This window comes from Kutzneria sp. NPDC052558, assembly GCF_044547355.1.
Taxonomy (GTDB): domain Bacteria; phylum Actinomycetota; class Actinomycetes; order Mycobacteriales; family Pseudonocardiaceae; genus Kutzneria.
Genome location: NZ_JBIUAG010000013.1, coordinates 156,437 through 178,321 on the forward strand (window position 1 = coordinate 156,437; position 21,885 = coordinate 178,321).

Here is a 21,885-nt window from a genome sequence, read left to right on the forward strand (position 1 = left end):
ATGACAAAGACCTTCGCCGAACGAGATCCGGTCAAGCTGGGAGTGATCGGCACCCTCGTGCTGGTGGCCGTGGTGATGGGTGCGTTCATGGCGCCACGGGTCATCGGCGGCCGGCAGTTCACCGCCGAGTTCGCCGAGGTCGGCGGGCTGACCGGTGGGGATCCCGTGGTGGTGTCCGGGCTCAAGGTCGGGTCCGTGGACGGGGTCGAGCTCAATGGCGACCGAGTCGATGTGACGTTCTCGGTGACGGACGGCGACATCCGGCTCGGCGATGCCACCGGTGCCGCGATCAAGGCCGAGACGGCGTTGGGGCGCAAGGAACTCGCACTGACCCCGGCCGGGGCAGGGGAGCTGCGGCGGATTCCGCTCGACCGCACCACCGTTCCCTACGACGTCACCGAAGCGCTCTCGGACGTCACCGCGAATATGTCCCAAGTGGACACCGGGAAGGTTTCGACCGCGCTGGACACGTTGTCCGACACCTTCAAGGACACGCCGCCGCAGGTGAAGGCGGTGCTGGACGGGCTGAGCCGGCTGTCCGGGACCGTCAACTCGCGCGACGCCGCGTTGCGGGATCTGTTGGTGCACGCCAACAATGTCAGCGGTGTACTGGCCAAGCGCGACGAACAGCTGGTCAAGGTCCTGACCCAGGGTTCGTCGCTGCTGGCCTCGTTGAACCAACGGTCGGCGGCGATCCGGTCCCTGCTGACCAACTCCGTCGCGGTGTCGGACCAGCTCAGCGGGCTGGTGGCCGACAACAAGGCCCAGCTCGATCCGTCCCTGAAGCAACTCGACGACCTGCTGACCATGGTGCAGCAGCACCGGGATGAGCTGCGTCAGGTGCTCGACCGGACTGGGCCGCTGGTGCGGGAAGTCGGCGAGGCCGTCGGCTCCGGGCCGTTCGTGGACACCCAGGTCGGCAACCTGGTGCCCACCAACCTGGTGCCGCTGCTGCCGGAACTGTTGGCCAGGGGAGGAAAGTGAACCTACACCGGCTGACTGTGGCGGCGGTGGTGGTGGCCCTGCTGGCTTCGACGGCGTACGTGGTGCTGAACCCGGGCGGGCGGCGGACCGCGACCCTGGAGTTCACGCGGGCGGTCAACCTGCATCGCGGCGACGACGTTCGAGTGCTCGGCGTGCGGATCGGCGAGATCACCTCGGTGCGGCCGGCCGGCGACCAGGTCGCCGTCGGCATCGCCTACGACCGGCCGGTGCCGGCCGGCGCGAAGGCGGTCATCGTCACGCCCAGCGTGATCAGCGGCCGATTCGTGCAGCTCACGCCGGCCTACACCAGCGGGCCGCAGCTGGCCGACGGTGCGGTGGTGCCTCGTGAGCGGACGGCGGTGCCGGTGGAGTGGGACGAGCTCAAGGATCAGCTCACTCGGCTGTCGACTGCGTTGGCACAGAACGGTTCCCTGCCCAAGGCGATCGACACCGCCGCCGCCAACCTCCAGGGCAACGGCGGGTCGATCCGCCAGACGATCATCGATCTGGCCCGGGCCGCCAGCACTCTGGCCGCCGGCAGCAAGGACTTGTTCGGCACCATCACCAACCTCCAGGTCCTGGTCACCGCGCTGAACGGTGCCGACGCCCAGGTCCGGGAGTTCAGCGCGCAGCTGGCGGCGATCGCCACACTGGCCGACGACAACAAATCCGAGCTCGCCGCCGCGTTGGCCGCCCTGGACCGGGCCACCGCCGAGGTCGCGGACTTCGTGGCCCACAACGGGGATCGGCTCGGCGCGACCGTCGGGCAGCTGGCCGACGTGACCAAGATCCTCGCCGACGAGCGGGCCCAGCTGGCCGCGATCCTGCACCAGGCGCCGACCACACTCGCCGACACGCTGGCCATGTTCGATCCCGCGACGGGTACCTTGCAAGCGCGGCTGGCCATCAACAACACTCAGGACCTCGCCGGCTTCACCTGCATCACGCTGTTTTCGCTCGGCGGCACACCGGACCAGTGCCGGCAGACGCTGGATCCGTTGCTGCGTCTGCTGAACATGAACACCGTGCCGGTGGCGTTGAATCCGCCCAACCTGCCCACCCTGCTGTTGGGCGGCGGCCGATGAGAATCCTGTTGGCGCTGGCCGTCGTGCTGCTTCTGGCCGGGTGCGGGCATGACACCTACACCGTGCGGGCGGAATTCGCCAACGTGGCCAACCTCGTGCCCAACGCCGAGGTGAAGGTCGACGACATCACGGTCGGGCGGGTCAGCGAGGTGCGCCTGGACGGCTGGCACGCCCGGCTGACCCTGGAACTGGACGCCGGGGTGCGGCTGCCGGCCAACGCCACTGCCAAGATCGGCCAGAAAAGCCTGCTGGGGGCCGAATACGTCGAGCTGGACCGGCCGCCCGACCAGCAGGGCCGGCTGCGGGACGGCGACCTGATCCCGTTGGCGCGGACCGACCGCTACCCGGAGACCGAGGAGCTGCTGGCCGGATTGTCGTTGTGGCTCAACGGCGGGGGGCTGGAGAACCTCCGCACGATCTACACCGAGGTGGACAAGGCCCTGGGCGGGCGGGAGCAGGTGACCCGGGACCTGCTCGACCAGTTGCGCACCTTCACGGTCTCGGTCGACCAGCAGAAGGCCGCCATCGTCGCGACCATCGACGCCTTGGACAACCTGAGCAAACCGCTTGCTGCGCAACGGGATCAGCTCGCCCAGGCACTCAATCACGTCACGCCGGGGGTGACGCTGCTCAACCAGCAGCGGACCAACCTGACCTCCGCCTTGACCGCGCTGACCTCGTTTTCCATGACTGCCAACAAAGTCATCGACCACAGTCAGGACGACCTGGCCGGGAATCTGCGTGATCTCCAACCGATCCTGGCCAACCTCGCCGCCGCCGGGGACTCGCTGCCGCGATCGTTCGACGTCGCCGGCACGCTGCTGTTTCCGTTGTCCACCTTCACCAACAGCTTCCGCGGCGACTTCGTCAACGTGTACGCATCGGTCGACCTCTCCTTGCAGGCCGTCAATCCGTTGCTGGCCCCGTTGGGCGGCCGCTGATGTTCAGCCGCCTGGTCCGCATCCAGCTCGCCGCCTTCTCGGCGCTGACGATCTTCGCCGTGTCGGTGATCGCCGTCGACTACGTGGGCCTGACCGGCGGCAAGTACACCGTGACCGCCGACTTCTCCGATGCGTCGGGGCTGTACGAAGGGGCCGAGGTGACCTATCTCGGTGTGCAGGTCGGCAAGGTGTCGTCGATGGACCTCGGCCCCGACGGCGTGGCGGTCGGGATGTCGTTGGACCAGCCGGTGCCAGCCGCTCTGCGGGCCGAGATCCACAGCACTTCGGCGATCGGCGAGCAGTACGTCGACCTGTCGCCGACCGGCTCCCTGACCGAGATGGCTGCTGGCGGCGCCACGATTCCCATGGACCGGACCAAGCCGATGACGCCGACCGACGCATTGCTGTCCAGTGTGGACTCGTTGGCCAAGGCCGTGCCGACCGATCGGCTCCGCGTTGTGCTGGCCGAGGTGACCACCGCGTTCCAGGGCTCGCACGACGATCTCCGCCAGCTGCTGGACCAGGCCTCACTGCTCGTGCACGACGCCACGGTCGACCTCGGCCCGACGACCGGCCTGATCGACCAGCTCGGGCCGTTTCTCGACACCCAGCACGACCTCGACGGCCAGATCCGTTCGTACACCAGGGATCTGGCTTCGTTCACCGACCAGCTGCGGCTCAGCGACGACGACATCCGCCGCCTGCTCGGGACCGTGCCCGGCTTCGACGACCAGCTGCTCGGCCTACAGGACCGGCTCCGGCCGACGCTGCCTTCCCTGCTGGGCAACCTGATCGCCACCGGCCAGGTCGTGCGCACCTACCGGCCCGGGGTCGAGCAGTTCCTCTCCGACTACCCGGCGACCGTCGCGCTCATCCAGAACATGCTGCTGCGGCACAACGGCGACATCGCCGCCACGCTGCGGCTCAACATCAACGACCCGCCGCCGTGCACCACCGGCTTCCTGCCCAACCCGCAGCGGCGGGATCCCAGTGACACCAAGGACATCGCCGCGCCGGGCGACCTGTACTGCAAGGTCGAGCCGGCCGATCCACGAGTCGTTCGGGGCGCGCGGAACACGCCGTGCCTGAACGCGCCCGGCCGACGCGGCGCCAGTCCCGAGCAATGCCGAGAACAGGAGCCCGCATGGCAGAAGTTGTTCGTGAGATAAGGCCGTGGCGGCAACGGATCCTGCCGGCCGTCGCCGTGGTGCTGGCGGTCGCGCTCGTCGCCGTCGCGACCCTGTTGCTGCTCAAGCTGGACGACGCCAACACCGAGGAGGCCGACCGTCAGTCGGCGCTCCAGGTCGCGCGGCAGGTCGCCGTCGACCTGACCACCGTCAGCAAGGACACCGCGCAGGGCGACGTGGACCGGCTGATGGCCGTGGCCACCGGCTCGTTCAAGGACCAGTTCGCCCAGCAGGCCGACGTGTTCCGCAAGGTCGTGCAGCAGGCTTCGGTCACCTCCAAGGGAACCGTGGCCGAGGCCGGCGTGAGCGGCGTCGACGGGGACACCGTCACCGTGCTGGCCGCCGTGTCCGCGACCGTGCAGAACAGCGACGCGCCCAGCGGGGAACAGCGCCAGTACCGGATGAAGATGCAGCTGCAACACGACGGGGACCGCTGGCTGGTCTCGGATCTGGAGTTCGTGCCGTGAGGTTCTTGAGATGGGTCGCCGCCGCCGCGATGCTCGGTCTGTGCGCCGCTACTTTCCTGCTCTACCAACGGGTCGAGCAGGCGTCCGAACTGGACTCCGCCCGCCGGTCTGCGGTCGACGCCGCGCGGACCCGACTGCCGCAGCTGCTGTCGTACGACTACCACACCCTGGACAAGGACCTGGCCGGCGCGCGGGCCGGCACCACCGGGGCGTTCCGCGACCAGTTCGCCGAGCTCAGCAGCAAGGTCGTCGCCCCGGCCGCGCAGAAGCAGCAGATCGTCACCAAGACCACCGTCGCCGCGACGTCCGTGGTCAGCGTCGAGCCGGATCGTGTGGTGCTGCTGGTGTTTCTCGACCAGGTCACGCAGACCGCGGCTGACCCGTCGTCGCGGATCGACGGCGCGCGGGTGCGCGCCACCCTGCAACGACAGGACGGCCAGTGGCTCGTGTCCGACCTGACGCCGGTGTGAGGCCTCAGACCCGGGCGGTGATCTCCCCGAGCAGGTCGTACGCGCCGGCGATCAGGGACTCCGGGGTCGCGGGCCGCACGATCAGCCACTGCTCCCCGCCCGCGCCCGGCTTGTGCTGGAACACCCAGCGGCCCGACTCGAAGTCCATGTAGGTCATCGGCTGCTCGCAGCGGCGGTGCCGGCCCATGCCGTCGCGGGCGCTCGCGTACAGGCGGCCGCCGCCCAGCCGGGGCTCGGCCAGCAGCCGCTGCAACGCGCGCTCCTCCGGCGGGCCCTGATCCGTGCCCGACTGCAGCCAGCTCTGCGGCTCCTCGTCGTAGCTCTGCGCCACCGGCTGACCGGTGCCGACCCGGTTGGCCGCCGCCAGCGAGATGCTGATCGACTGCCCGCGCCCGGGCGGGGCCGGCGGCAGCAGGCCGACCGCCGCCTCCGGCAGCTTGTCCGGCGGGATCGGCCGCAGGTGCAGCGCGTGGTCGTCCAGCACCGCCAGCACCGCCGACCGGCCGTCGCTGGCCGCGACCGCGCCCACCGCCACCCGGTTGTGGTAGCCGACGCGGCCGTACAGCTCCAGCGGCGGCCGGGCCAGCAGAGCCATGGTCGCCACCAGGTCCGGGTGCGCCGCCATGCCGTTGGCCATGCCGATCCGGGCCAGCTCGTCGTAGGCCCGCCGCTCCCAGGCCGGGTAGTCGGCCAGCGTCACGTCCGGCAGCGGCACGGCCAGCATGTGGTGCTGCTCCTCGATGCCGTGCCGCTGGCGCACGGCTTCCCACGCGTCCTTGGAGACGCTCACCGGCGCCCTGAGCACTGCCTCAGCCCCCAATCACCCCTCCCGGCGGCAACGTCGCCGGGAGGTCCCCCACGATCTCGTCTTCCTCGGTCACCAGGTAGGCCGCCGACTTGTGCTCGCCGTCCTCTTCCTTCTTGCCGCCCCGGCCCTGGCCGCCGCCCATCATGCCGCTGTTCGCGCCGGCCGCACCTCGTGCGCCCGCCATGCCGCCGGCCATGCGGCCACCCTCTTCGGCCGCGCCCATGCCGGCAGCCGCCCCGGCGCCCGGCTTCGCCCCGGCCCCCGACATCGAGCCCGCGCCCATCGCGCCCCGGCCTGCCGCGCTGCCGTAGCCACCGCCCGCGCCGCCTCCGCCGTAGCCGCCGCCCCCGGCGCCACCGCCGAAGCCGCCCGCCATCGGGAAGCCGCCGCCCATCCCGCCGCCACCGCTGCCGTCGCCGCCCGCGCCGCCACCGGGGTAGTTCCAGGAGCCGGGGCCCGTCGGGTAGCCCGTCCCCGTGCCCACGCCCTGGAGGTTCGTGCTGGAGGTCCCGGGCGGCGGCACGTAGCTGCCGTTCCCGTCCGTGCCGATGCCCCCAGGCTGGTACTGCCCGCCTCCGCCGTTGGTGCCGGACTGGTACTGGCTGCCGCCACTGCCCCCGCCGGCGCCACTGACGTTATGGGCGTTGTAGTTGCCGCCACCACCCGTGCCTGGTCCGACAACATGCCCCGGGCCACCGGTGTGGTCCACCGGATTGCTCACCAGGCTGATGTTGTTGGCGTTCATCGTGTCATTGTCAGTGAACGCGGGGAACGTCTGCACATTCGCGGTGGTCGACCTGCCGTATGCCGCATACGCTGCGGCATTGGCGTTGTTGATGTCGTTGTTCTTGTCAACCGCGTCATCGTGATCGGTGTTCCACGGCACCATGTGTTCGTACCAGGGTTCGTTCGGTACCGGCACCGTGTTGTTGATCTTGGCTTGCGTCGCCTTGAACTGGCCGGCCTGATTGGTCAGCGCGGTGGATGCCTGCTGTGACATCGTCTGGCCATCGCTCATACCCTTGACCAGCGGGTCGAACGCGCTCTGCATGCTGTCGGCGGCCGACCCGGTATAGGTCGTCTTGATACCCTCTAGCGCCTTCTTGAAGGCGGTCTGCTGCTCACCGTATGTCTGGGCAAGTTCCTGGAACCCGGTCGCGTTCTGGTGAATGGGGCCGTCGCCCTTGACGCCGTTGTGGAACTGGTCGTAGATCGTGCCCTGCCCAGCCCTGCAGGTCGGCGCGTACGTGTAGCCGTTTCCTTGTCCGTTTCCACTCATGGGATCACCTCGACGCCTTGATGTTGTCGAGCAAGTTTGAAACGAGCGCTTCGCTCACTGCGCACATGTTGCTGTGGTATTTGTAGCCGTCAATCGACTGCGTCTCGATCGCGACCACAACGTGGTCTGCGACGGAGACGTTGGTGCTACATTCGCCGCTCGGCGAGCCGCTCTGGCTGGTGTCCTGAGCCGGGTAGCCCTGAATTGGGTCGAGCTTCTTGCTGTAGGGAAAATTTGCGCCACCGGCGAACATTGCGGTGGGTGTCATATTTGGATATACGGTGATTGACACATTAGCCTGGTGGCCGTCCTGCGGGAATAGCGTGCATGCCGAGCTTGTGTCGTTCTTGTCGGGAGTGCTATTGCTTACTTGCCCCATGTAAGGGGCCACTTGAGCTGGCGTGAGCCCGGAGCAGAGGTCCTGTTGGAGCTTGGTCGTGTCCAAGGGGTTGGAGACCGTGTCGGCGCTGCTGGTCGCAGTTGTGGTGGTCGTCGCGCCCGTTGTCGGGCTGGCGGTGCCACCAGGATTGTTGTTGCAGCCGGCGAGGGCCAGGGCGGTGACGCCGCCGAGGATGGTCACGGTGAGCGTGGTCTTCGATCGCACGTGTCAGGCCCTCAATGTGTTGTCGTGTTCGGTCTGCTGGTACTGGGCGACCACCGCGTTGACCTTGTCGATCAGCGCCTGGAGCTCTTTCTGCTTGTTGAGGTTCCACTCGGAGTGCTGTTTCACCATCTGGTTCGCTGTGCTGGCCCACGCGGAGCTGTAGTCATCGTGACCCGGCGGCAAGACCTGAAGCACACGAGCTGCTCGCTGCAAAGTCAACGCCAACTCCTGCTTCTGCTGCGTCAGCGCGGTGACGAACTTCTGGGCATCGTCGATGTCGATGCTGTAGCCGCCGCCAACGTCGATCTGCGCTGCCATGGTCCCATCCCCACCTAGCGTCCCCGTAGCCGCCACTCAGGCTAGCCGACCGTGCATCGCGGCGCGGGGGAATCCCTCATCGAGGCGACTCAAGGCCCGTCGACCGTGATCATGGTGACTGTCTGTCGTCGATACGGGTCCGACGCGGGTCGGGGGCCGGTGGTTCCCGGATGGGATTAGGGCGAATGGGTGATCTGCGCCGCATGGCGGGCCCGGGTGAGCAGGAGGAAGGCCAGCACGGCGCCGAGGGCGACGACGGCCATGACGGTGCCCATGGAGACGGCGGAGTTGGCCAAGGGGGCGGCGATGCCGCCGGCGAGGAACTGGGCGGTGCCGAGCAGGGCGGAGGCGTTGCCGGCCTTGTCGGGGTGGTCGGCCATGGCCAGGGCGGTGGCGTTGGGGAAGACCATGCCGACGGAGCCGGACAGCACAAAAAGGGAGGGCAGCACGCCGGGGAGGCCGAGGCCGGTGAGGACGGAGAGCAGGAAGGCGGCGGCGCTGAGCACGGTGCCGGCGAGGCCGACGGCGAGCAGGCGGCGGGGGGAGAAGCGGCCCAGCAGCCAGCTGTTGAGCTGGCTGGCGGCCATGATGGCCAGCGAGTTGACCCCGAAGACCAGGCTGAACAGGGGTGCGGACAGGCCGTAGGTGTCCTGGAGCACGAAGGAGGAGCCGGAGATGTACGCGAACAGGGCGGCGAAGGCGAGGGCGCAGGACAGGGTGTAGCCGAGGAAGACTCGGTCGGCCAGCAGGGAGCCGATGGACAGCCCGCCCCGGCGGCGGCGTTCGCGGGGCAGGGACTCGGCCAGCAGGAACGTGGTGAGGACGAGCAGGAGCAGCCCGATCACGGACAGCACGACGAAGACGCCGCGCCAGGTGGTCCAGTGCAGCACGACCGCGCCGAGGGCTGGGGCGACGACGGGGCCGAGGCTGTTGACCAGCATGAGCAGGGAGAAGAACTTGGCCAGCTCGCGGCCCTCGAACAGGTCACGGGCGACGGCCCGGGCGATGACGATGCCGGCGGCGCCGCCCATGCCCTGCACCAGCCGCAGCACGGTGAGGGACAGGGCGGACGGGGCGACGACGCAGGCGGCGGAGGCGGCGAGGTAGACGGCCAGCCCGACCAGCAGCGGCCCGCGGCGGCCGAGCCGGTCGGACAGCGGCCCGGCGATCAGCTGCCCGACGGCCAGGCCGATGGTGCACGCGGTCAAGGTCAGCTGGATGTCCGACGGCGCGGCGGTCAGCTCCCGCGCCATCGCCGGAAACGCCGGCAGGTACATGTCGATGGACAGGGGCGCGAACGCCGACAGACTGCCCAGCACGATCGCCAGCCCGGCCGTTTTAGCCCTGGTCACAATTGGCCAGAGTACGTCGCCCGGGTGAGGTAGCGTCCGCGTCATGATGGCCGTCACGCCGATGCTGCCCGCGCACGCGCAGGCCGTGCTGGAGATCTATCAGCAGGGCATCGACACCGGCAACGCCACCTTCGAGACGACCGCGCCGGGCTGGGCCGAGTTCGACGCGGGCCACCTGCCCGGACATCGCTTCGTGGCGCTGGACGGAGATCAGGTGCTGGGCTGGGTGGCCTGCTCACCGACGTCCAAGCGGGCGGTGTACGCCGGCGTGGTGAGCGAGAGCGTGTACGTGCGTCCGGACGGCCGCGGGCGCGGGGTCGGGCGGGCGCTGCTGAACGCCCTGATCGCCAGCACGGAGGCGGCCGGCATCTGGACGCTGCGGGCCGGCATCTTCCCGGAGAACACGGCCAGCCTCGGCCTGCACGAGAAGATGGGCTTCCGGGTGGTCGGCGTGACCGAGCGGATCGGGCGGTTCAGCGACGGCCGGTGGCGCGACGTGGTCCAGCTGGAGCGGCGCAGCAAGGTGGTCTGACCATCTACTGTGGACTGTCACGCCGAGGTCATGACATCTGTCGTGGTCGGCATCGGTGCGCCGCTGCCAGACTCGAGGCCATGCGAGCCAGAGGAATCAACTACGACACCGGTTTCACGCCCGGCGGCAAGCTGAGCCGGCGCGGATTCGACCTCGACGACGTGCGGCGCGAGCTGCGGGTGATCGCCGAGGAACTGCACTGCACGGCGGTCCGGATCACCGGCGCGGACCCGGAGCGGATCGCCCAGGCGGCGGCGATCGCGGCGGAGTTCGGGCTGGAGGTGTGGTTCGCGCCGTTCCCGTGCGACCTGACGGCGGAGCAGATGCTGCCGCTGTTCGAGGACTGCGCGACCAGGGCCGAGCGGCTGCGGCTGGACGGCGCGGAGGTGGTGCTGGTCCTCGGCTGCGAGATGAGCTTGTTCGCCAAGGGTTTCCTGCCCGGGGACGACGTCTTCGCGCGCATCGAGGGCATCATGACCGGCAAGCCCGAGACGTACGCGGCCTTCGCCACTGCCCCGGCTGCGATCGAGGCCTTGCTGGCCAAGGCGGCGGCCGCCGCCCGGGAGCGGTTCGGCGGCAAGATCACCTACGCGTCCGGGCTGTGGGAGGACATCGACTGGACGCCGTTCGACATCGTCTCGGTGGACGGCTACCGGGACAAGGAGAACGCGGCCACCTTCCGGGACCAGCTCGCCGCGCGGACGCGGTTCGGCAAGCCCCTGGCCATCACCGAGTTCGGCTGTTGCACCTACGCCGGGGCCGGCGAACGCGGCGGCGCGGGCTGGATGATCGTCGACAACAAGGCCGACCCGCCCCGCATCACCGGCGATTACTCCCGGGACGAGCAGGAGCAGGTCCGCTACCTGCACGACCATCTGGAGATCTTCGAGGAGGTCGGGGTGGACACCGTGCTGTGGTACACCTTCGCCTCCTACGACGCGCCCTGCAACCCCGATCCCCAGTACGACCTGGACACCGCCGGCTACAGCGTGGTGCGGCTGACCGACGGAAGCCTGACGCCCAAGGCAGTGTTCGCCGCGATGGCCGAGGCCTACCGCCGCTGACGCTTCGGCCGCCGCCGAACTGTTGCGGCACTATGGTTTCCGGCATGGATCTGGAACTGCCGGTGCCGCGGCCCGAGCCGACGGTGGCCTGGCTGCGGGCCATGGTCGCCCGGTTCAGCGATGGCCCCGATCACCGCCGGCGGCGGGCCCTGGCCGTGGCCGAGCTGGCCAGGATCGACCCGGCCGAGCTACGCCGCCGAGCCGCCGAATCCTCGTGCTCCGCCGCCGAAGTCCTGGCTCAGGCCATGGGAATCGACGCCGGGGCGGCGGTCGCCGACGTGGCCAGGGCCTACCACCCGCACACCGTCGCCGACGAAGCCGCCGACCGGGCCGTCGCCCGTCTGGTCGACGCCTTCGGCGGCGTCGCCGACGAGCTGACCGCCGCCCGGATCAGCCTGCTGGTGCAGAGTTGCGACGCCACCACCGCCCTGGTGGCCAAGGCCCGCAACCATCCCACCGTCGAGGAGACCCTCCGCGACGACCAGCCGCTACGCACCACCAGAAGGGTCCGGGACGGCGAAGTGGTGCTGGTCAGCCTGGACGGCCATCCCTTCGGCGCCGGCAGTCACGAGTGTCCTGGCCAGGCCCACGCCATCGCACTGGCGGAGGGAATCCTGGCGCGAGGCAGGACGTGACCACGCCATGCCAGGATGGCTCGCATGGCCGTTCCGGAGATCCATCTGAAGCAGATCGCACGCTGGTGCGCGCAGCGCGTGCCGGAACGCGTGCGTGACCAGGTTCGCATCGAGCACAGCACCCGCGGGTCGAACGTGACGATCTTCGAGCTCTGGCAGCCGGATCTGGGCGACGAGTGGTCCCGGCGCGCGATCGCGCAGCTGCGCTATGACGGATCGAGCTGGCGATTGTACTGGCCGGACCGCAACACCCGCTGGCACCTGCTGCCGGAGGTGCCCGCCGCGACGACTCCGGGGCCGCTGCTGGCGGAGTTCGACAATCCCGCGCGGCCTTTCGACTGACTCACCGGCACGTGGCGCCGAGCAGCAGCAGTCGTAGGCCGTGCTCGAAGTGACGGTCGGCGTCGGGTAGCGGCTCGGTGGCCTGCTGCTCCTCGATGACGCATCCGACGGTGTACCGGCTGACGGCCAGCACGGTGCCGAGGGTGTCCTCCCGGCTCAGGCCGTCCGCGAGCATCATCTCGACCAGCCGGCGCAGCGAGGTTGTGTCGCTGGCGCGGGGGACAGTGCCGGCGTGCAGGCGGCCGCCGTCGCGGTGGGCCAGCAGGCCGCGGCGGAAGGCCCGGGCGCGGTCGGCCAGCCACTCGGGCCAGGCCTGACCGGGCTGCGGATGCTCGACGGGCGCCATCGCGGCGGCGGCGATCTCCGCCGACAAGGCCTCGAGCAGCGCCCGCTTGTCGGCGAAATGCCAGTACAGGGTGGGGGCCTTGATGTCGAGGGCGTCGGCGAGCCGGCGCATGGACAAGCCGTCCAGGCCGACCTCGTCCACCAGTCGCAGCGCCGTGTCCACCACGGTGTCCCGATCCACGGTTGCCACTCTAACAGTGTTCGAGTACCGTCTCTAACGGTGTTAGAGACTACGGATGTGGTGATCGTCGGGGCCGGCCCGGTCGGCGCGATGCTGGCGGCCGAGCTGCGCCTGCACGGGATCGGCGTGGTGGTGCTGGAGCGGCTGACCCGGCCGACGGGGTTGTCCAAGGCGCATGCCTTGCACGCCAGGACGATCCAGACGCTGGACCGACGAGGCCTGCTGGACCGGTTCGTGTCGGTGGCCGGGAAGGGGCCGAGGGCCGGCCGGGCCCAGTTCGGCGGCCTGGAGGTGCTGGACCGGACCGCCGTCGAGGCCGATGTGCCGATGATGCTGGGCGTCCCGCAGGCCGAGACCGAGCGGATCCTGCTGGACCACGCGGTCAGCCTCGGCGCGGACGTCCGACGGGGGCAGGAGGTGGTCGGCATCGACGGCGCAACGGTGGAAACCGTTTCTGGCCACCGGATCGCCGCCGAGTTCGTGGTCGGCGCGGATGGCGGCCGGAGCACGGTCCGCAAGCTGGCGGGCATCGACTTCGCCGGCACCGACGCCACCATCGCGGGGCTGCTGGGCGATGTGACGGTCGAGGACCCGCGCGCGATTCCCTTCGGCTGGCACCGAACGGAACGCGGCTGGGTCATCAGCATGGTCCGTCCCGACGGCGCCGGCCGGGTCTTCGCGCTCACCTTCGACGGTCCGCACGCGGACCGGGATGCCCCGCTCGGCATGGCCGAGTTCCGGTCCACAGTGGAGCGAATCCTCGGCCGCCCGGTCTCGATGCGCGATCCCCGCTGGCTGTCCCGCTTCGGCGACGGCTGCCGGCAGGCCGTGGAGTATCGCCGGGGCACCGTGCTGCTCGTCGGCGACGCCGCGCACGTGCACTTCCCGGCCGGCGGCCAGGGGCTCAACCTCGGCTTGCAGGACGCCGTCAACTTGGGCTGGAAGCTGGCCGCGACGATCAACGGCACCGCCGCCGACGGGCTGCTCGACACGTATCACGCCGAGCGGCACCCGGTCGGCGAGCGCGTGCTGCGCAACGCCCGCACCCAGGTCGTGCTGATGGATCCGGACCCGCGGTTCGACCCGCTGCGCGAGGTGTTCACGGAGTTGATGCTGCTGGACGAGACCAACCGGCACCTGGTCTCGATGCTGGCCGGCCTCGACGTCCACTACGCGCCCGGCGATCACCCGGCCATCGGCCACTATGCCCCGGCCTTGCCGGGGCTGGCCAAGCGGCAGCGGGGCGGACAGTGGGTCTATGTCGGCCCCGAGCCGCTCGACGGCGCCGAATGGCTGGCGGGACAGGAGCAAATGCTGATCCGGCCGGACGGCTACGTGGCCTGGGCCGGTGAGCAGGGGATGGCCGAGGCGCTGCGGCGGTGGGTCACTTCTTTCCCAGCAACGAACCGACATCGCTGAGCACGCCGCCGACCACCGCGTCCAGCACGTTCGGCGGCGGGGTCGTGGTGGTCGTGGTCGGTGGCGGCGCAGTGGTGGTGGTCGTCGTGGGTGGCGGGGAGGTCGTGGTGGTCGGGGCGGAAGTGGTTGTGGTGGCCGCAGGAGTGGCGAGGGCGGGGATGGCGGTGACGCCGCCGGAGTAGGTGGTGATCCACTGGAAGACGTCGGCGAGGTAGGCGCCGTCGTGGTTGTAGCTGAGGATGGCGTTGACGAGATCGCCGTTGAGGGACAGGTCACGGCCGTCGGCGCAGAGGTAGTCGGCGGCGGAAGCGGTGGCGTCCCAGACGTTCTGGGGGTCGGCGGTGCCGTCGCGGTCGGCGTCGACGCCCCACTTGGCCCAGGTGGAGGGCAGGAACTGCATGGGGCCCTCGGCATGGACGCCGTCGGGCAGCTCGGGGCCGAAGATCGGCGAGGTGACGGTGCCACGGGTGTCGACCTGGCCGCCCCGGGCGTGGTTGGACTCGACCTTGCCGATGCCGGCCAGCACCTGCCAGCGAAGGTGGCACGACGGCACGCGGCCGGCGGCCTGCTGGTAGGCGGCCAGCAGCACGGCCGGGATCCGGCTGTCGACGACGGTCGGGATCGGCTTGTACGGCACGACATGGTCGGGATACACGACCTGCACGTCGCCACGCTTGTGCGGCGCGGTGGGCGAATGGGCCGGCGGCACAACGCGATCCGGAACGTTGGTGGCGGCCGGCTGGGCGGCGACGACCGCTGCCGGTGGGGTCGTGCTGGCGGCGCAGGTCACGGCCAGCACACCGGCGAGCGCGAGCAGGCCGGTCGAGGCACGGCGGGACAAGGCAGGCTCCAATCAGGGGGAGAGGACCGTGGCCCGGCGGGGACGACGGGCCGGGCCACGGTGGGTCTTTCCGCGGGCGAGATCAGAACAGGCGGCCGAACACCTGGGAGACCGACTGCAGGGCGCCGAGCACCGGGACACCCGCCGGGGCGAACGTCCAGATGTTGTTGAGGCTGCTGGTGTCCGGCTTGTCGACCACGGTCACGCCGTCGGCCAGCGCCGGCGCGGCCGCGCCGACCAGAGCGGCGGCGACCAGCGCGCCGGTGACGATCGTCTTGCGCATGAGGGGGTTTCCTTTCCTTGTCAGCCGCTGATGAGCTTCAGCAGGCCGTCGATGGGGGCCAGCACCTGGGTCGGCACGGGCACGGTCGGGCCGAGCAGCGAGCCGACGTCCAGACCGGGCAGGGCCCAGATGGGCAGCGGGTCGGCGGCGGCGACGCCGGCGCCGGCGGCGAGCAGGGCGGCGGACAGCAGTCCGACGGTGAGGACCTTCTTCACGGGTTTCCTTTCAGCAGACGGAATCGGTGGGCTTGGGGTTGCCGAGGCCGAACAGCGGCCGCAGCGGCACGCCGACGTAGGTGCCGGCGATGGCGGCGACGCCCCACAGCCAGCCGTGCAGGCTGAACGAGGCCACGCCGGAGAAGTAGGCGCCGATGTTGCAGCCGCCGGCCATCCGCGCGCCGAAGCCCATCAGCACGCCGCCGATGACCGCGCCGACGGCCATCTTCCACGGCACGGCCCGGTGCAGCACGAAGGCGCCGGCCAGGGCGGAGGCGATCAGCGCCCCGAGCATGATGCCGAAGTCCATCACCGACACGCGGTCGGCCAGCACCGAGGCGTGCAGGGCGGCGGCGTTCTTGGGGATCGTCCAATAGGGAGCATGGGAGATGTCGATCCCTATCCAACCAAGGAACTTCGCTCCCCACAAGGCAAAGGCGGAGGTGATTCCCCATGGGCTGCCGGAGATGAACAGCGTCACGGCGTTGAGCACGGCCAGCAGGATCGCGCCCACCCACAGCGGCCACGCGCCGCGCAGCACCCGCGTCCAGCCCCGGGCCACGGGAGCCGGCTCGATCGGCGGTGGGTTGCGACGTCGTTGCAGCAGAAGGGATCCGGCGGCGATCGCGCCGATGATCAGCAGCGAGAACAGCACGCCGCCGCCGTAGCCCAGGGGCGTGGCGGCCAGCGACACGGTCGGGCCGAGCGACTGGAGGTAGAGGATCCAGGTGGCGGCGAAGGCGCTGCCGATCGAGCCGAGGATGAATCCGCCCAGCGTGTAGAGGATGGCGGTCTGCCCGCTGCCGACGGCGAACAGCGTGCCGGACGCGCAGGATCCGCCGATCTGCATGCCGATGCCGAAGATGAACGCCCCGGCCGCCACTCCGATGCTCGCCGGCAGCACCATTCCCTGCGGCGCGCCGGAAAGCCCGAAGCCGGACTGGAGGATCACCGCGAACAGCAGCACCGCGACGGCCAGCATCAGCATGTGGGCCCGGATGGCCGCGCCCTGGCCGACGGCCACGATCTGCCGCCAGGCCGAGGTGAAACCGAAGCGGGAGTGGAACAGCACCAGGCCCAGGGCCAGGCCGACCACGTACAGCAGGGCCAGCTTCCAGCCCGCCGCGTGGTAGACGGCGAAGCCGAGTATCGCGGCCAGCGCGGTGCCGACGATGATCACGCCGGATCTCGCCGACGGCGCCTCGACCACCACCACGGGCAGTCTCTCGTTGACGACAGACATCTTCCCTCCTAACGACTCGGGGCAGGGGGCGGTAAAAGGAAACCGGTCACGACAGCGGTCCCGAGATGGGGACGATGGTGCCGTTGGGCACCCACTGGCCGGGATAGGCCATCTCCATCCCGTCCATGGTGCTGTCCATGGGCATGGCGTCGACCTGCGCCGAGGCGTAGAGCCGCACGGCCGGCTCGGTGTGCTGGCCCTGGGCGGCGAGCCACTGGTCGAGCCCGCCGATGGTGCCGGTCTCACCGGGGAAGGCGTTGGACAGCGCGACGGTGTAGGCCAGGGTCTGCGGATCGCGGGGGTCGAAGTGCAGCGGGATCGCCGAGCTGACAACGGACTTCAGCAACGGCGCGGTCAGCAGCCAGGGCGCCAGGTAGACGCCGTAGATGTAGGTGGGCTTCTGGGTCTGCTCGACGGCGACCTTGTTCAGCTCGGCGGCCGCGTCCGACCAACCGGCCACGACGACAAGGGCGCTGTTGGGCTGTTCGGTGTCGGAGACGGGGATGCCGGCCTGCCGCACCACTTCCTCGGCGGCCTTGGCCCGGGGAGAGCCGTCCCCGACGACGGTGATGGACGGAATCTTCCGCCCCTTCAGGTAGTCCGCCAGCTTGCGGACAGAGTCGGAATCCTCTGTGGACAGAACGTCGCTGGGGCAGGAGGCGAGCGCGACGCGGCTGCCGCCGAGCAGGCCGCCCAGCGCGGCGTTGGCGCACTCGGGGTCGATGGCCCGAGCCTCAGGCCCGGAGCCGGTGTCCACGGCCAGCGTGGATTCCTTGCCGTCCCGGGAGATCCGCAGCGAGCTGCGACCCGGCGGCAGATCGACCTCGGCCCAGGCGCCGTTCACACCGGGCCGGGTCACGGCCTTGACGCCGTTGACCGTCGCCTGCTCCGGCAGGTGGACCAGGTTGCGACCGGGCCGTTGCGGCGCGACCAACACCGGCACACCAGTGGCCTCGCCGAGCAGCGGCACGCCCGGCGTGGGCAGGTCCGCTGGCCGGGGAATCGCCCCCAGCGCGGCCCAAGCCACATAGGCGACCACCACCAGCAGCGCGCCGACGGGGTAGAGCCGCCGCGCCGGCAGGGTGAGAGTCAGCGCCGTCGCGGCGATCGGCAGCAGCGCCACCACCAGCAGGGCCAACCCGAAGCCGGTGTCGTAGAGCCGACGGTCGAAGCCGACCCCGGACACCGCTATCTGCAACACCCCGGCCAGCGCCAGCACGGTAGCCAGGGTCAGCGCCACCGGGCGAGCCCGCAGCCGCCCGGTGTCGGCCGGCGCGAGCAGCGTCAGCCCGAGCCAGGCGACCACGCCGACGGTGTAGCCGGTGTCGGCCAGGAACTCGATCCCCATGTGGCTCAGGGAGATCTCGGAGATCAGCACCACCAGCAGGCCGAAGCCGAGGTACGCGGCCGGCGTGCGCCACCGCAGGGTCGCCGGCACGGCGACCGCCAACACCAGCTGTCCGATCGCGAACGGCGCGCTGGTGTCCAGCCACAGCAAGGAGATCACGTCGGCCACGGCCGTAACGGCGGCCGCGATCGACGCGATGAGAACGGTGCCACGGCGCACCGAGGCCACGGTGGGCCGCAGCAGCCCGATGCCCGCGACGGTCGCGCTGGCCAGCAGCAGCACGATCCTGAGCAGCAGCACGGCGGCCGGCACGCCGGTTGCCGGCATGTCCATGCCCATGTCGGTCATGTTCACAGGGGATCCCGCTTCACCTAGGGCGGGTGGCGCCGCGGTCGGGGCGGCGCCACCCGCGTTGGGTCACTTCACGTCGGCGTCGGCCACGACGAACAGCTCGGAGTGCGGCTTGGCGTTGCCGAAGTCCCCGTGCGGCCAGGACTTCCGGTTGAAGTTGATGCCGACCTGCCCCGTGTACTCGTCACGGAACGAGGTGTCGACGGTCAGCTTGCCGTCCGGCCCGATGTCCACCATGTTGACCTTGTGGTCGCCGTCGATGCCGGAACGCGCCACGAAGTAGTCCGACACCGCGACCCGGTCGGGGTTGTCGGTCTCGTGGTAGTAGCCGTCGGAGCCGAGCTGGAAGTTGTCGTACGTGCCCCAGTGCGGCCCCTGGCCCGGCGTGCCCGGGTTGATCGCCGCCGCGCCGACCAGCGTCGGGCAGTCCGCCCCGCCGCCGTTCTGCGCCTTGGCGATGGTGTCGATGTCGCAGGTGTAGTTGTCACCGTCGGACAGCAGCTTGCGGATGTCCAATGTGTACACACCGCCGATGGTGCCCGGGTCGTCGGCCGACAGCGTGCCCTTGGGCCGGCCGATCACCGCGTGGTACAGGTAGTGGTCGTCCGGGCTGACCTGCACCCAACCGCCGTTGGTCCCGCCCCCGTTGGCCTCGGTCGCGTTGGGGTTGAAGGCCTTGGTGGCCGTGCCGTCGTCGAACACCTCACGCCAGTGCGGCTCGGCGGCGGTGATGTCGGGCGTGTAGAAGATCGCGCCGCCCTGCATGGTCTGGGCGAACGCGCCCTTGTGCCCGGGCTGGTTGGTGACGGTGTTCTCCATCGCCGCCCGGCTCTCCGCGTGCAGCGGGTCGGCCGGGTTGGCCCGGGGACCGTCCGGCAGATAGCTGACCGCCCGCAGCTTGGGGTTGTTGCGGTCGGAGATGTCCCAGGTCCGGATGGTCGGCCGCCGCAGGTACGGCGATGGCTGCTTGACCGGGTCCAGGATGATGTTGCGCGGCTCGGCGTAGTCGCTGGTGATCATCGTGTTCAGGTCCTCGCGGGCCTGGATGCCGTGCGGGTTGGCGCAGGTGGGGCTGCCCAGCTGCGGCAGGTTGTCGCACAGCTTGGGGTCGTCGCCCTGCGGGGTGTCGGCCGGCGACTGGGACAGCACCTTGCCGTTCTGGTCGAAGTGGATCACCTCGCCCGGGCTGCCGGCGAAGCCGTTGCCGATCACCGATGAGCCGTCGCCGTAGACATAGGGTCCGGGCACCACCGGTCCGCCCATGTAGGTGCCGTAGGCGGTGCCGTCCTTGAGCGTCCAGTACGCGTCCGGCACCGAGCCGCCCAGCGTCTGGCTCGGCAGGCTGATGCCCTTGAGCTTGAGCTGCGGCAACGAGGTCACGTCGAAGGCGTAGGTGGCCGCGGCGAACAGCGCGCCGGCGTAGATGGTGTCGCCCTTGTGCCACACGTACTGCATGTGGTGCGGCTCGTTCTCCACCAGCGGCCCGACGGTGGCGGTGTTGACCACCTTGCCGTAGTCGGGGGAACCCTTGGTGGCGTCGATGACCGCCAGGAAGTCCGGCCCCGGCAGGGCGTTGCGCACCTTGGTCAGGCCGCCGCCGAGCGTGCCCGGCAGGTTCTTGATGTCCGGCACCAGGGTGTCGGCGATGTTCTCGTCGCCGGCCCAGACCAGCAGCCATTCCTTGCGGGTGTTGGCCTTGGCCGCGTACTGCGGCACCAGGTGGTTGGTGACGGAGTAGTCCTTGCCGTCCGAGCCGGTGACGTGCTCCGTGGTCACCTGCACATCGGCGTAGGCGGACGTGCCCGCGGCCGGGAAGACGACGGCGGCCGCGGCCAGCACCACTGCCGCGCCGGCCACCCTCGTCCGTCGCCGTCGAGGCGAATTCACTGACATGTGTGCTCCCTATTCGTCACAGGAGAAAATGCGCGTGGCTGATCGACCGGACACCGGAAGCGGTGTTCGGGCAGACGCCGTCAGCGGCTTCCGACTATGTCGGAGTCCGAGGAATGTGAGATGGCCTCAGCGACCGAGACAGAGGTCGCTCGCCTGCCGTTGCAGGTCGACATGCCGGCGAATGGTCAGATAGACCCCGCGCATCATGCGCAAGATGATGCTGCGTTCGGAGTAACTTGTCAATGAGTTCCCCAAGGGCGGGAAATGCCCCCGAATGGGTGAAGTCTATTGACGTGTCGGAGACAGACAAAAGGCCGCCGGCGAGCCGGCGGCCTTTTGTTAATGGATCGGGTCAGCCGAGGAAACGGCCGACCGCCACGAAGGCGGCCAGCAGAAGGAGAATGACGTTGGCGGGCAACGGTTGCCGCTCGCCCCGGGTGAGGTGGACTCGGATCGCCCCGACCTGCACGACGACCAGCCCGACGGCGGCGATCGGGGTCAGGATCGGGGCGATTCCGGTGAGCTCGGGCAGGATCAGGCCGAGCGCGCCGAGCACCTCGACCGCCCCGACGGCCTTCACGCCGGCGTCCGAGGTGTCCTTCATCCAGTCGAACCGGCCCGTGGCCACCAGCTGCTCGCGCGGTCGCGCCACCTTCATGCCGCCGGCCCCGAGGTAGACCAATGCCAGTAGAGCCTGCACGACCCACAGTGCGATGTTCACGGGATTCCCCAATCCTTACCCCTTGTGCGTAGCCTCATGGTCTGTCCGCATGGGCGACGCTGCAAAAGGCACATCGGTGTATGTGTCCAGGAAAGGCGGCTTGACTATGACGCAGGTCACACCCGAGGGCAACTGCCCGCGCACGATGGCGATCGAGGACGGCGGCGCGGTCCGCGAGGTGCTGGACCGGATCGGCGACAAGTGGAGCCTGCTGGTTGTGGCCACGCTGCGCGAGGGCCCGCTGCGCTTCGGCGAGCTGGAGAAGCGGATCGCCGGCATCTCGCAGCGCATGCTCACGCTGACGTTGAAGCACCTCGTCGAGGACGGCCTGCTGGCCCGCACCGCCTACGCCGAGGTGCCGCCGCGGGTCGAGTACGAGGTGACCGAGCTGGGAAAGACGTTGGCGCCGCTGGTGATCGCGCTCGCCGAGTGGGCGATGGCCAACCGTGAGCAGATCAACGCCAACCGCAGCCGCTACAGGTGATCGCGGATTCGGTCGCGATGTGGCTTTCGCCGCAACGCTTCCGTGGCCGCGACGACCACTTCGGACAGTGGGTGCGGCAGCTCCGCGTCCAGCTCCCGTCCGGCCGCCTCCGCGGCCTGCCAGGCCCGTTCCAGCGTGGGTAGCAGTTCCCGCGTTCGGGGCGTGAGGTCCACGATCCGTTGCCGCGCATCGGTTCCCGGCGACAGTGACACCAGTCCCTGACGATCCATCTGCGCGACGGTCTGGCTCGCGGCCGAGTGGGTGACCTCGACCGCCGCCGCCAGATCGCGGATCGAGCTCGGGCCGAGCGTGGCCAGCGTGCGCACGAACGGCGCGAAGCGCGGCCGGAACCCGGCCAGTCCCAACTCCTCCTCGACGGTCGCCACGCCGTCGTCCAGCAGCTCGATCAGGTGGCGCAGTCGTGTGCCCATTCCCGGTCCCGTCACACCGTCAATATAACAGTGCTAATGTAACAGTGCTGTCATATCAGACG

The 21,885-nt window shown here is 69.9% G+C and carries 26 protein-coding genes; 12 read left to right on the forward strand and 14 right to left on the reverse strand.

What is annotated here, in order from left to right; translation table 11 throughout:
* Genes ACIG5F_RS24110 through ACIG5F_RS24135 form a run of 6 tightly spaced genes read left to right on the forward strand, consistent with a single transcriptional unit; the run spans position 1 to position 5,134 of the window.
* On the forward strand, positions 1-984 hold the full coding sequence (locus ACIG5F_RS24110; protein ID WP_396520965.1) for an MCE family protein: 984 nt from the start codon (positions 1-3) through the stop codon (positions 982-984).
* Positions 981-2,069 carry an MCE family protein gene (locus tag ACIG5F_RS24115; RefSeq protein WP_396520967.1) on the forward strand — a complete coding sequence of 363 codons (1,089 nt, stop codon included), beginning with the start codon at positions 981-983 and terminating at the stop codon, positions 2,067-2,069. The genes ACIG5F_RS24110 and ACIG5F_RS24115 overlap by 4 nt, the downstream gene beginning before the upstream one ends.
* Positions 2,066-3,010 carry an MCE family protein gene (locus ACIG5F_RS24120; protein ID WP_396520969.1) on the forward strand — a complete coding sequence of 315 codons (945 nt, stop codon included), beginning with the start codon at positions 2,066-2,068 and terminating at the stop codon, positions 3,008-3,010. The genes ACIG5F_RS24115 and ACIG5F_RS24120 overlap by 4 nt, the downstream gene beginning before the upstream one ends.
* The gene (locus ACIG5F_RS24125) at positions 3,010-4,179 is read left to right on the forward strand and encodes an MCE family protein (RefSeq protein WP_396520971.1); all 1,170 of its coding nucleotides are present in this window, start codon (positions 3,010-3,012) and stop codon (positions 4,177-4,179) included. Before ACIG5F_RS24120 ends, ACIG5F_RS24125 begins: the two co-directional genes overlap by 1 nt.
* Entirely contained in the window at positions 4,155-4,664 is a 510-nt protein-coding gene (locus ACIG5F_RS24130; RefSeq protein WP_396520973.1) for a hypothetical protein, read from the forward strand. The genes ACIG5F_RS24125 and ACIG5F_RS24130 overlap by 25 nt, the downstream gene beginning before the upstream one ends.
* Positions 4,661-5,134, forward strand: a complete 474-nt coding sequence (locus tag ACIG5F_RS24135; RefSeq protein WP_396520974.1) for a hypothetical protein — start codon at positions 4,661-4,663, stop codon at positions 5,132-5,134. Before ACIG5F_RS24130 ends, ACIG5F_RS24135 begins: the two co-directional genes overlap by 4 nt.
* A 4-nt stretch (positions 5,135-5,138) precedes the next feature.
* Here ACIG5F_RS24135 and ACIG5F_RS24140 read toward each other — a convergent pair whose 3' ends face one another.
* The 5 genes from ACIG5F_RS24140 to ACIG5F_RS24160 form a co-directional block, all read right to left on the reverse strand.
* Entirely contained in the window at positions 5,139-5,954 is an 816-nt protein-coding gene (locus ACIG5F_RS24140; protein ID WP_396520976.1) for an ESX secretion-associated protein EspG, read from the reverse strand.
* Positions 5,944-7,221: a WXG100 family type VII secretion target gene (locus ACIG5F_RS24145; RefSeq protein ID WP_396520977.1), complete on the reverse strand. Its 1,278-nt coding sequence runs from the start codon at positions 7,219-7,221 to the stop codon at positions 5,944-5,946. The genes ACIG5F_RS24140 and ACIG5F_RS24145 overlap by 11 nt, the downstream gene beginning before the upstream one ends.
* Before the next feature lie 4 nt (positions 7,222-7,225).
* Positions 7,226-7,825, reverse strand: coding sequence for a DUF3558 family protein (locus ACIG5F_RS24150; protein ID WP_396520979.1), 600 nt, complete (start codon positions 7,823-7,825; stop codon positions 7,226-7,228).
* A gap of 3 nt (positions 7,826-7,828) precedes the next feature.
* The gene (locus ACIG5F_RS24155) at positions 7,829-8,143 is read right to left on the reverse strand and encodes a PE domain-containing protein (protein ID WP_396520981.1); all 315 of its coding nucleotides are present in this window, start codon (positions 8,141-8,143) and stop codon (positions 7,829-7,831) included.
* 176 nt (positions 8,144-8,319) lie between these two features.
* Positions 8,320-9,495, reverse strand: coding sequence for a multidrug effflux MFS transporter (locus ACIG5F_RS24160; RefSeq protein ID WP_396520983.1), 1,176 nt, complete (start codon positions 9,493-9,495; stop codon positions 8,320-8,322).
* A gap of 43 nt (positions 9,496-9,538) precedes the next feature.
* On the opposite strand from ACIG5F_RS24160, the gene ACIG5F_RS24165 reads away from it, so the two are divergent.
* From ACIG5F_RS24165 to ACIG5F_RS24180, 4 genes are all read left to right on the forward strand, one after another.
* A complete protein-coding gene (locus ACIG5F_RS24165) occupies positions 9,539-10,027 on the forward strand; it encodes a GNAT family N-acetyltransferase (RefSeq protein ID WP_396520985.1) in 489 nt (162 codons plus the stop codon).
* An 80-nt stretch (positions 10,028-10,107) separates the two neighbouring features.
* The gene (locus ACIG5F_RS24170) at positions 10,108-11,091 is read left to right on the forward strand and encodes a hypothetical protein (protein WP_396520987.1); all 984 of its coding nucleotides are present in this window, start codon (positions 10,108-10,110) and stop codon (positions 11,089-11,091) included.
* A 44-nt stretch (positions 11,092-11,135) separates the two neighbouring features.
* A complete protein-coding gene (locus ACIG5F_RS24175; protein ID WP_396520989.1) occupies positions 11,136-11,726 on the forward strand; it encodes an oxidoreductase in 591 nt (196 codons plus the stop codon).
* A gap of 24 nt (positions 11,727-11,750) precedes the next feature.
* On the forward strand, positions 11,751-12,068 hold the full coding sequence (locus ACIG5F_RS24180; RefSeq protein WP_396520991.1) for a DUF3024 domain-containing protein: 318 nt from the start codon (positions 11,751-11,753) through the stop codon (positions 12,066-12,068).
* 1 nt (position 12,069) lies between these two features.
* Here ACIG5F_RS24180 and ACIG5F_RS24185 read toward each other — a convergent pair whose 3' ends face one another.
* Positions 12,070-12,594, reverse strand: coding sequence for a TetR/AcrR family transcriptional regulator C-terminal domain-containing protein (locus ACIG5F_RS24185; RefSeq protein ID WP_396520993.1), 525 nt, complete (start codon positions 12,592-12,594; stop codon positions 12,070-12,072).
* Between the two features lie 39 nt (positions 12,595-12,633).
* Here ACIG5F_RS24185 and ACIG5F_RS24190 point away from each other — a divergent pair, with 39 nt between their 5' ends.
* The gene (locus ACIG5F_RS24190) at positions 12,634-14,013 is read left to right on the forward strand and encodes an FAD-dependent monooxygenase (RefSeq protein WP_396520996.1); all 1,380 of its coding nucleotides are present in this window, start codon (positions 12,634-12,636) and stop codon (positions 14,011-14,013) included.
* On the opposite strand, the gene ACIG5F_RS24195 is transcribed toward ACIG5F_RS24190, so the two are convergent.
* From ACIG5F_RS24195 to ACIG5F_RS24225, 7 genes are all read right to left on the reverse strand, one after another.
* A complete protein-coding gene (locus ACIG5F_RS24195; RefSeq protein ID WP_396520998.1) occupies positions 13,979-14,854 on the reverse strand; it encodes a lytic transglycosylase domain-containing protein in 876 nt (291 codons plus the stop codon). The two genes, ACIG5F_RS24190 and ACIG5F_RS24195, sit on opposite strands and share 35 nt — an antisense overlap.
* 82 nt (positions 14,855-14,936) lie before the next feature.
* Positions 14,937-15,137 (reverse strand): hypothetical protein, encoded by a 201-nt coding sequence (locus ACIG5F_RS24200; RefSeq protein ID WP_396521000.1) that lies wholly within the window; start codon positions 15,135-15,137, stop codon positions 14,937-14,939.
* 20 nt (positions 15,138-15,157) lie between these two features.
* Positions 15,158-15,352: a hypothetical protein gene (locus tag ACIG5F_RS24205; RefSeq protein ID WP_396521002.1), complete on the reverse strand. Its 195-nt coding sequence runs from the start codon at positions 15,350-15,352 to the stop codon at positions 15,158-15,160.
* 10 nt (positions 15,353-15,362) lie between these two features.
* The gene (locus ACIG5F_RS24210; protein ID WP_396521004.1) at positions 15,363-16,595 is read right to left on the reverse strand and encodes a YeeE/YedE family protein; all 1,233 of its coding nucleotides are present in this window, start codon (positions 16,593-16,595) and stop codon (positions 15,363-15,365) included.
* Between the two features lie 46 nt (positions 16,596-16,641).
* Positions 16,642-18,291 carry a hypothetical protein gene (locus ACIG5F_RS24215; RefSeq protein ID WP_396521006.1) on the reverse strand — a complete coding sequence of 550 codons (1,650 nt, stop codon included), beginning with the start codon at positions 18,289-18,291 and terminating at the stop codon, positions 16,642-16,644.
* Between the two features lie 69 nt (positions 18,292-18,360).
* On the reverse strand, positions 18,361-20,187 hold the full coding sequence (locus ACIG5F_RS24220; RefSeq protein WP_396521008.1) for a hypothetical protein: 1,827 nt from the start codon (positions 20,185-20,187) through the stop codon (positions 18,361-18,363).
* A 352-nt stretch (positions 20,188-20,539) separates the two neighbouring features.
* Positions 20,540-20,908, reverse strand: coding sequence for a DoxX family protein (locus ACIG5F_RS24225; protein WP_396521010.1), 369 nt, complete (start codon positions 20,906-20,908; stop codon positions 20,540-20,542).
* A gap of 106 nt (positions 20,909-21,014) precedes the next feature.
* Here ACIG5F_RS24225 and ACIG5F_RS24230 point away from each other — a divergent pair, with 106 nt between their 5' ends.
* The gene (locus ACIG5F_RS24230) at positions 21,015-21,392 is read left to right on the forward strand and encodes a winged helix-turn-helix transcriptional regulator (RefSeq protein WP_396521012.1); all 378 of its coding nucleotides are present in this window, start codon (positions 21,015-21,017) and stop codon (positions 21,390-21,392) included.
* Here ACIG5F_RS24230 and ACIG5F_RS24235 read toward each other — a convergent pair.
* Positions 21,383-21,823: a MarR family transcriptional regulator gene (locus ACIG5F_RS24235; protein ID WP_396521211.1), complete on the reverse strand. Its 441-nt coding sequence runs from the start codon at positions 21,821-21,823 to the stop codon at positions 21,383-21,385. The genes ACIG5F_RS24230 and ACIG5F_RS24235 overlap by 10 nt on opposite strands.
* Between the last annotated feature and the right edge of the window lie 62 nt (positions 21,824-21,885).

Excerpts from the sequence above, each read along its gene's own strand:
- ACIG5F_RS24110 (WP_396520965.1), top strand. The coding sequence starts at position 1 with ATGACAAAGACCTTCGCCGAACGAGATCCGGTCAAGCTGGGAGTGATC.
- ACIG5F_RS24120 (WP_396520969.1), top strand. The coding sequence starts at position 2,066 with ATGAGAATCCTGTTGGCGCTGGCCGTCGTGCTGCTTCTGGCCGGGTGC.
- ACIG5F_RS24125 (WP_396520971.1), top strand. The coding sequence starts at position 3,010 with ATGTTCAGCCGCCTGGTCCGCATCCAGCTCGCCGCCTTCTCGGCGCTG.
- ACIG5F_RS24130 (WP_396520973.1), top strand. The coding sequence starts at position 4,155 with ATGGCAGAAGTTGTTCGTGAGATAAGGCCGTGGCGGCAACGGATCCTG.
- ACIG5F_RS24145 (WP_396520977.1), bottom strand. The coding sequence starts at position 7,221 with ATGAGTGGAAACGGACAAGGAAACGGCTACACGTACGCGCCGACCTGC.
- ACIG5F_RS24155 (WP_396520981.1), bottom strand. The coding sequence starts at position 8,143 with ATGGCAGCGCAGATCGACGTTGGCGGCGGCTACAGCATCGACATCGAC.
- ACIG5F_RS24165 (WP_396520985.1), top strand. The coding sequence starts at position 9,539 with ATGATGGCCGTCACGCCGATGCTGCCCGCGCACGCGCAGGCCGTGCTG.
- ACIG5F_RS24170 (WP_396520987.1), top strand. The coding sequence starts at position 10,108 with ATGCGAGCCAGAGGAATCAACTACGACACCGGTTTCACGCCCGGCGGC.
- ACIG5F_RS24175 (WP_396520989.1), top strand. The coding sequence starts at position 11,136 with ATGGATCTGGAACTGCCGGTGCCGCGGCCCGAGCCGACGGTGGCCTGG.
- ACIG5F_RS24180 (WP_396520991.1), top strand. The coding sequence starts at position 11,751 with ATGGCCGTTCCGGAGATCCATCTGAAGCAGATCGCACGCTGGTGCGCG.
- ACIG5F_RS24200 (WP_396521000.1), bottom strand. The coding sequence starts at position 15,137 with ATGCGCAAGACGATCGTCACCGGCGCGCTGGTCGCCGCCGCTCTGGTC.
- ACIG5F_RS24210 (WP_396521004.1), bottom strand. The coding sequence starts at position 16,595 with ATGTCTGTCGTCAACGAGAGACTGCCCGTGGTGGTGGTCGAGGCGCCG.
- ACIG5F_RS24215 (WP_396521006.1), bottom strand. The coding sequence starts at position 18,291 with ATGACCGACATGGGCATGGACATGCCGGCAACCGGCGTGCCGGCCGCC.
- ACIG5F_RS24220 (WP_396521008.1), bottom strand. The coding sequence starts at position 20,187 with ATGTCAGTGAATTCGCCTCGACGGCGACGGACGAGGGTGGCCGGCGCG.
- ACIG5F_RS24230 (WP_396521012.1), top strand. The coding sequence starts at position 21,015 with ATGACGCAGGTCACACCCGAGGGCAACTGCCCGCGCACGATGGCGATC.
- ACIG5F_RS24235 (WP_396521211.1), bottom strand. The coding sequence starts at position 21,823 with ATGGGCACACGACTGCGCCACCTGATCGAGCTGCTGGACGACGGCGTG.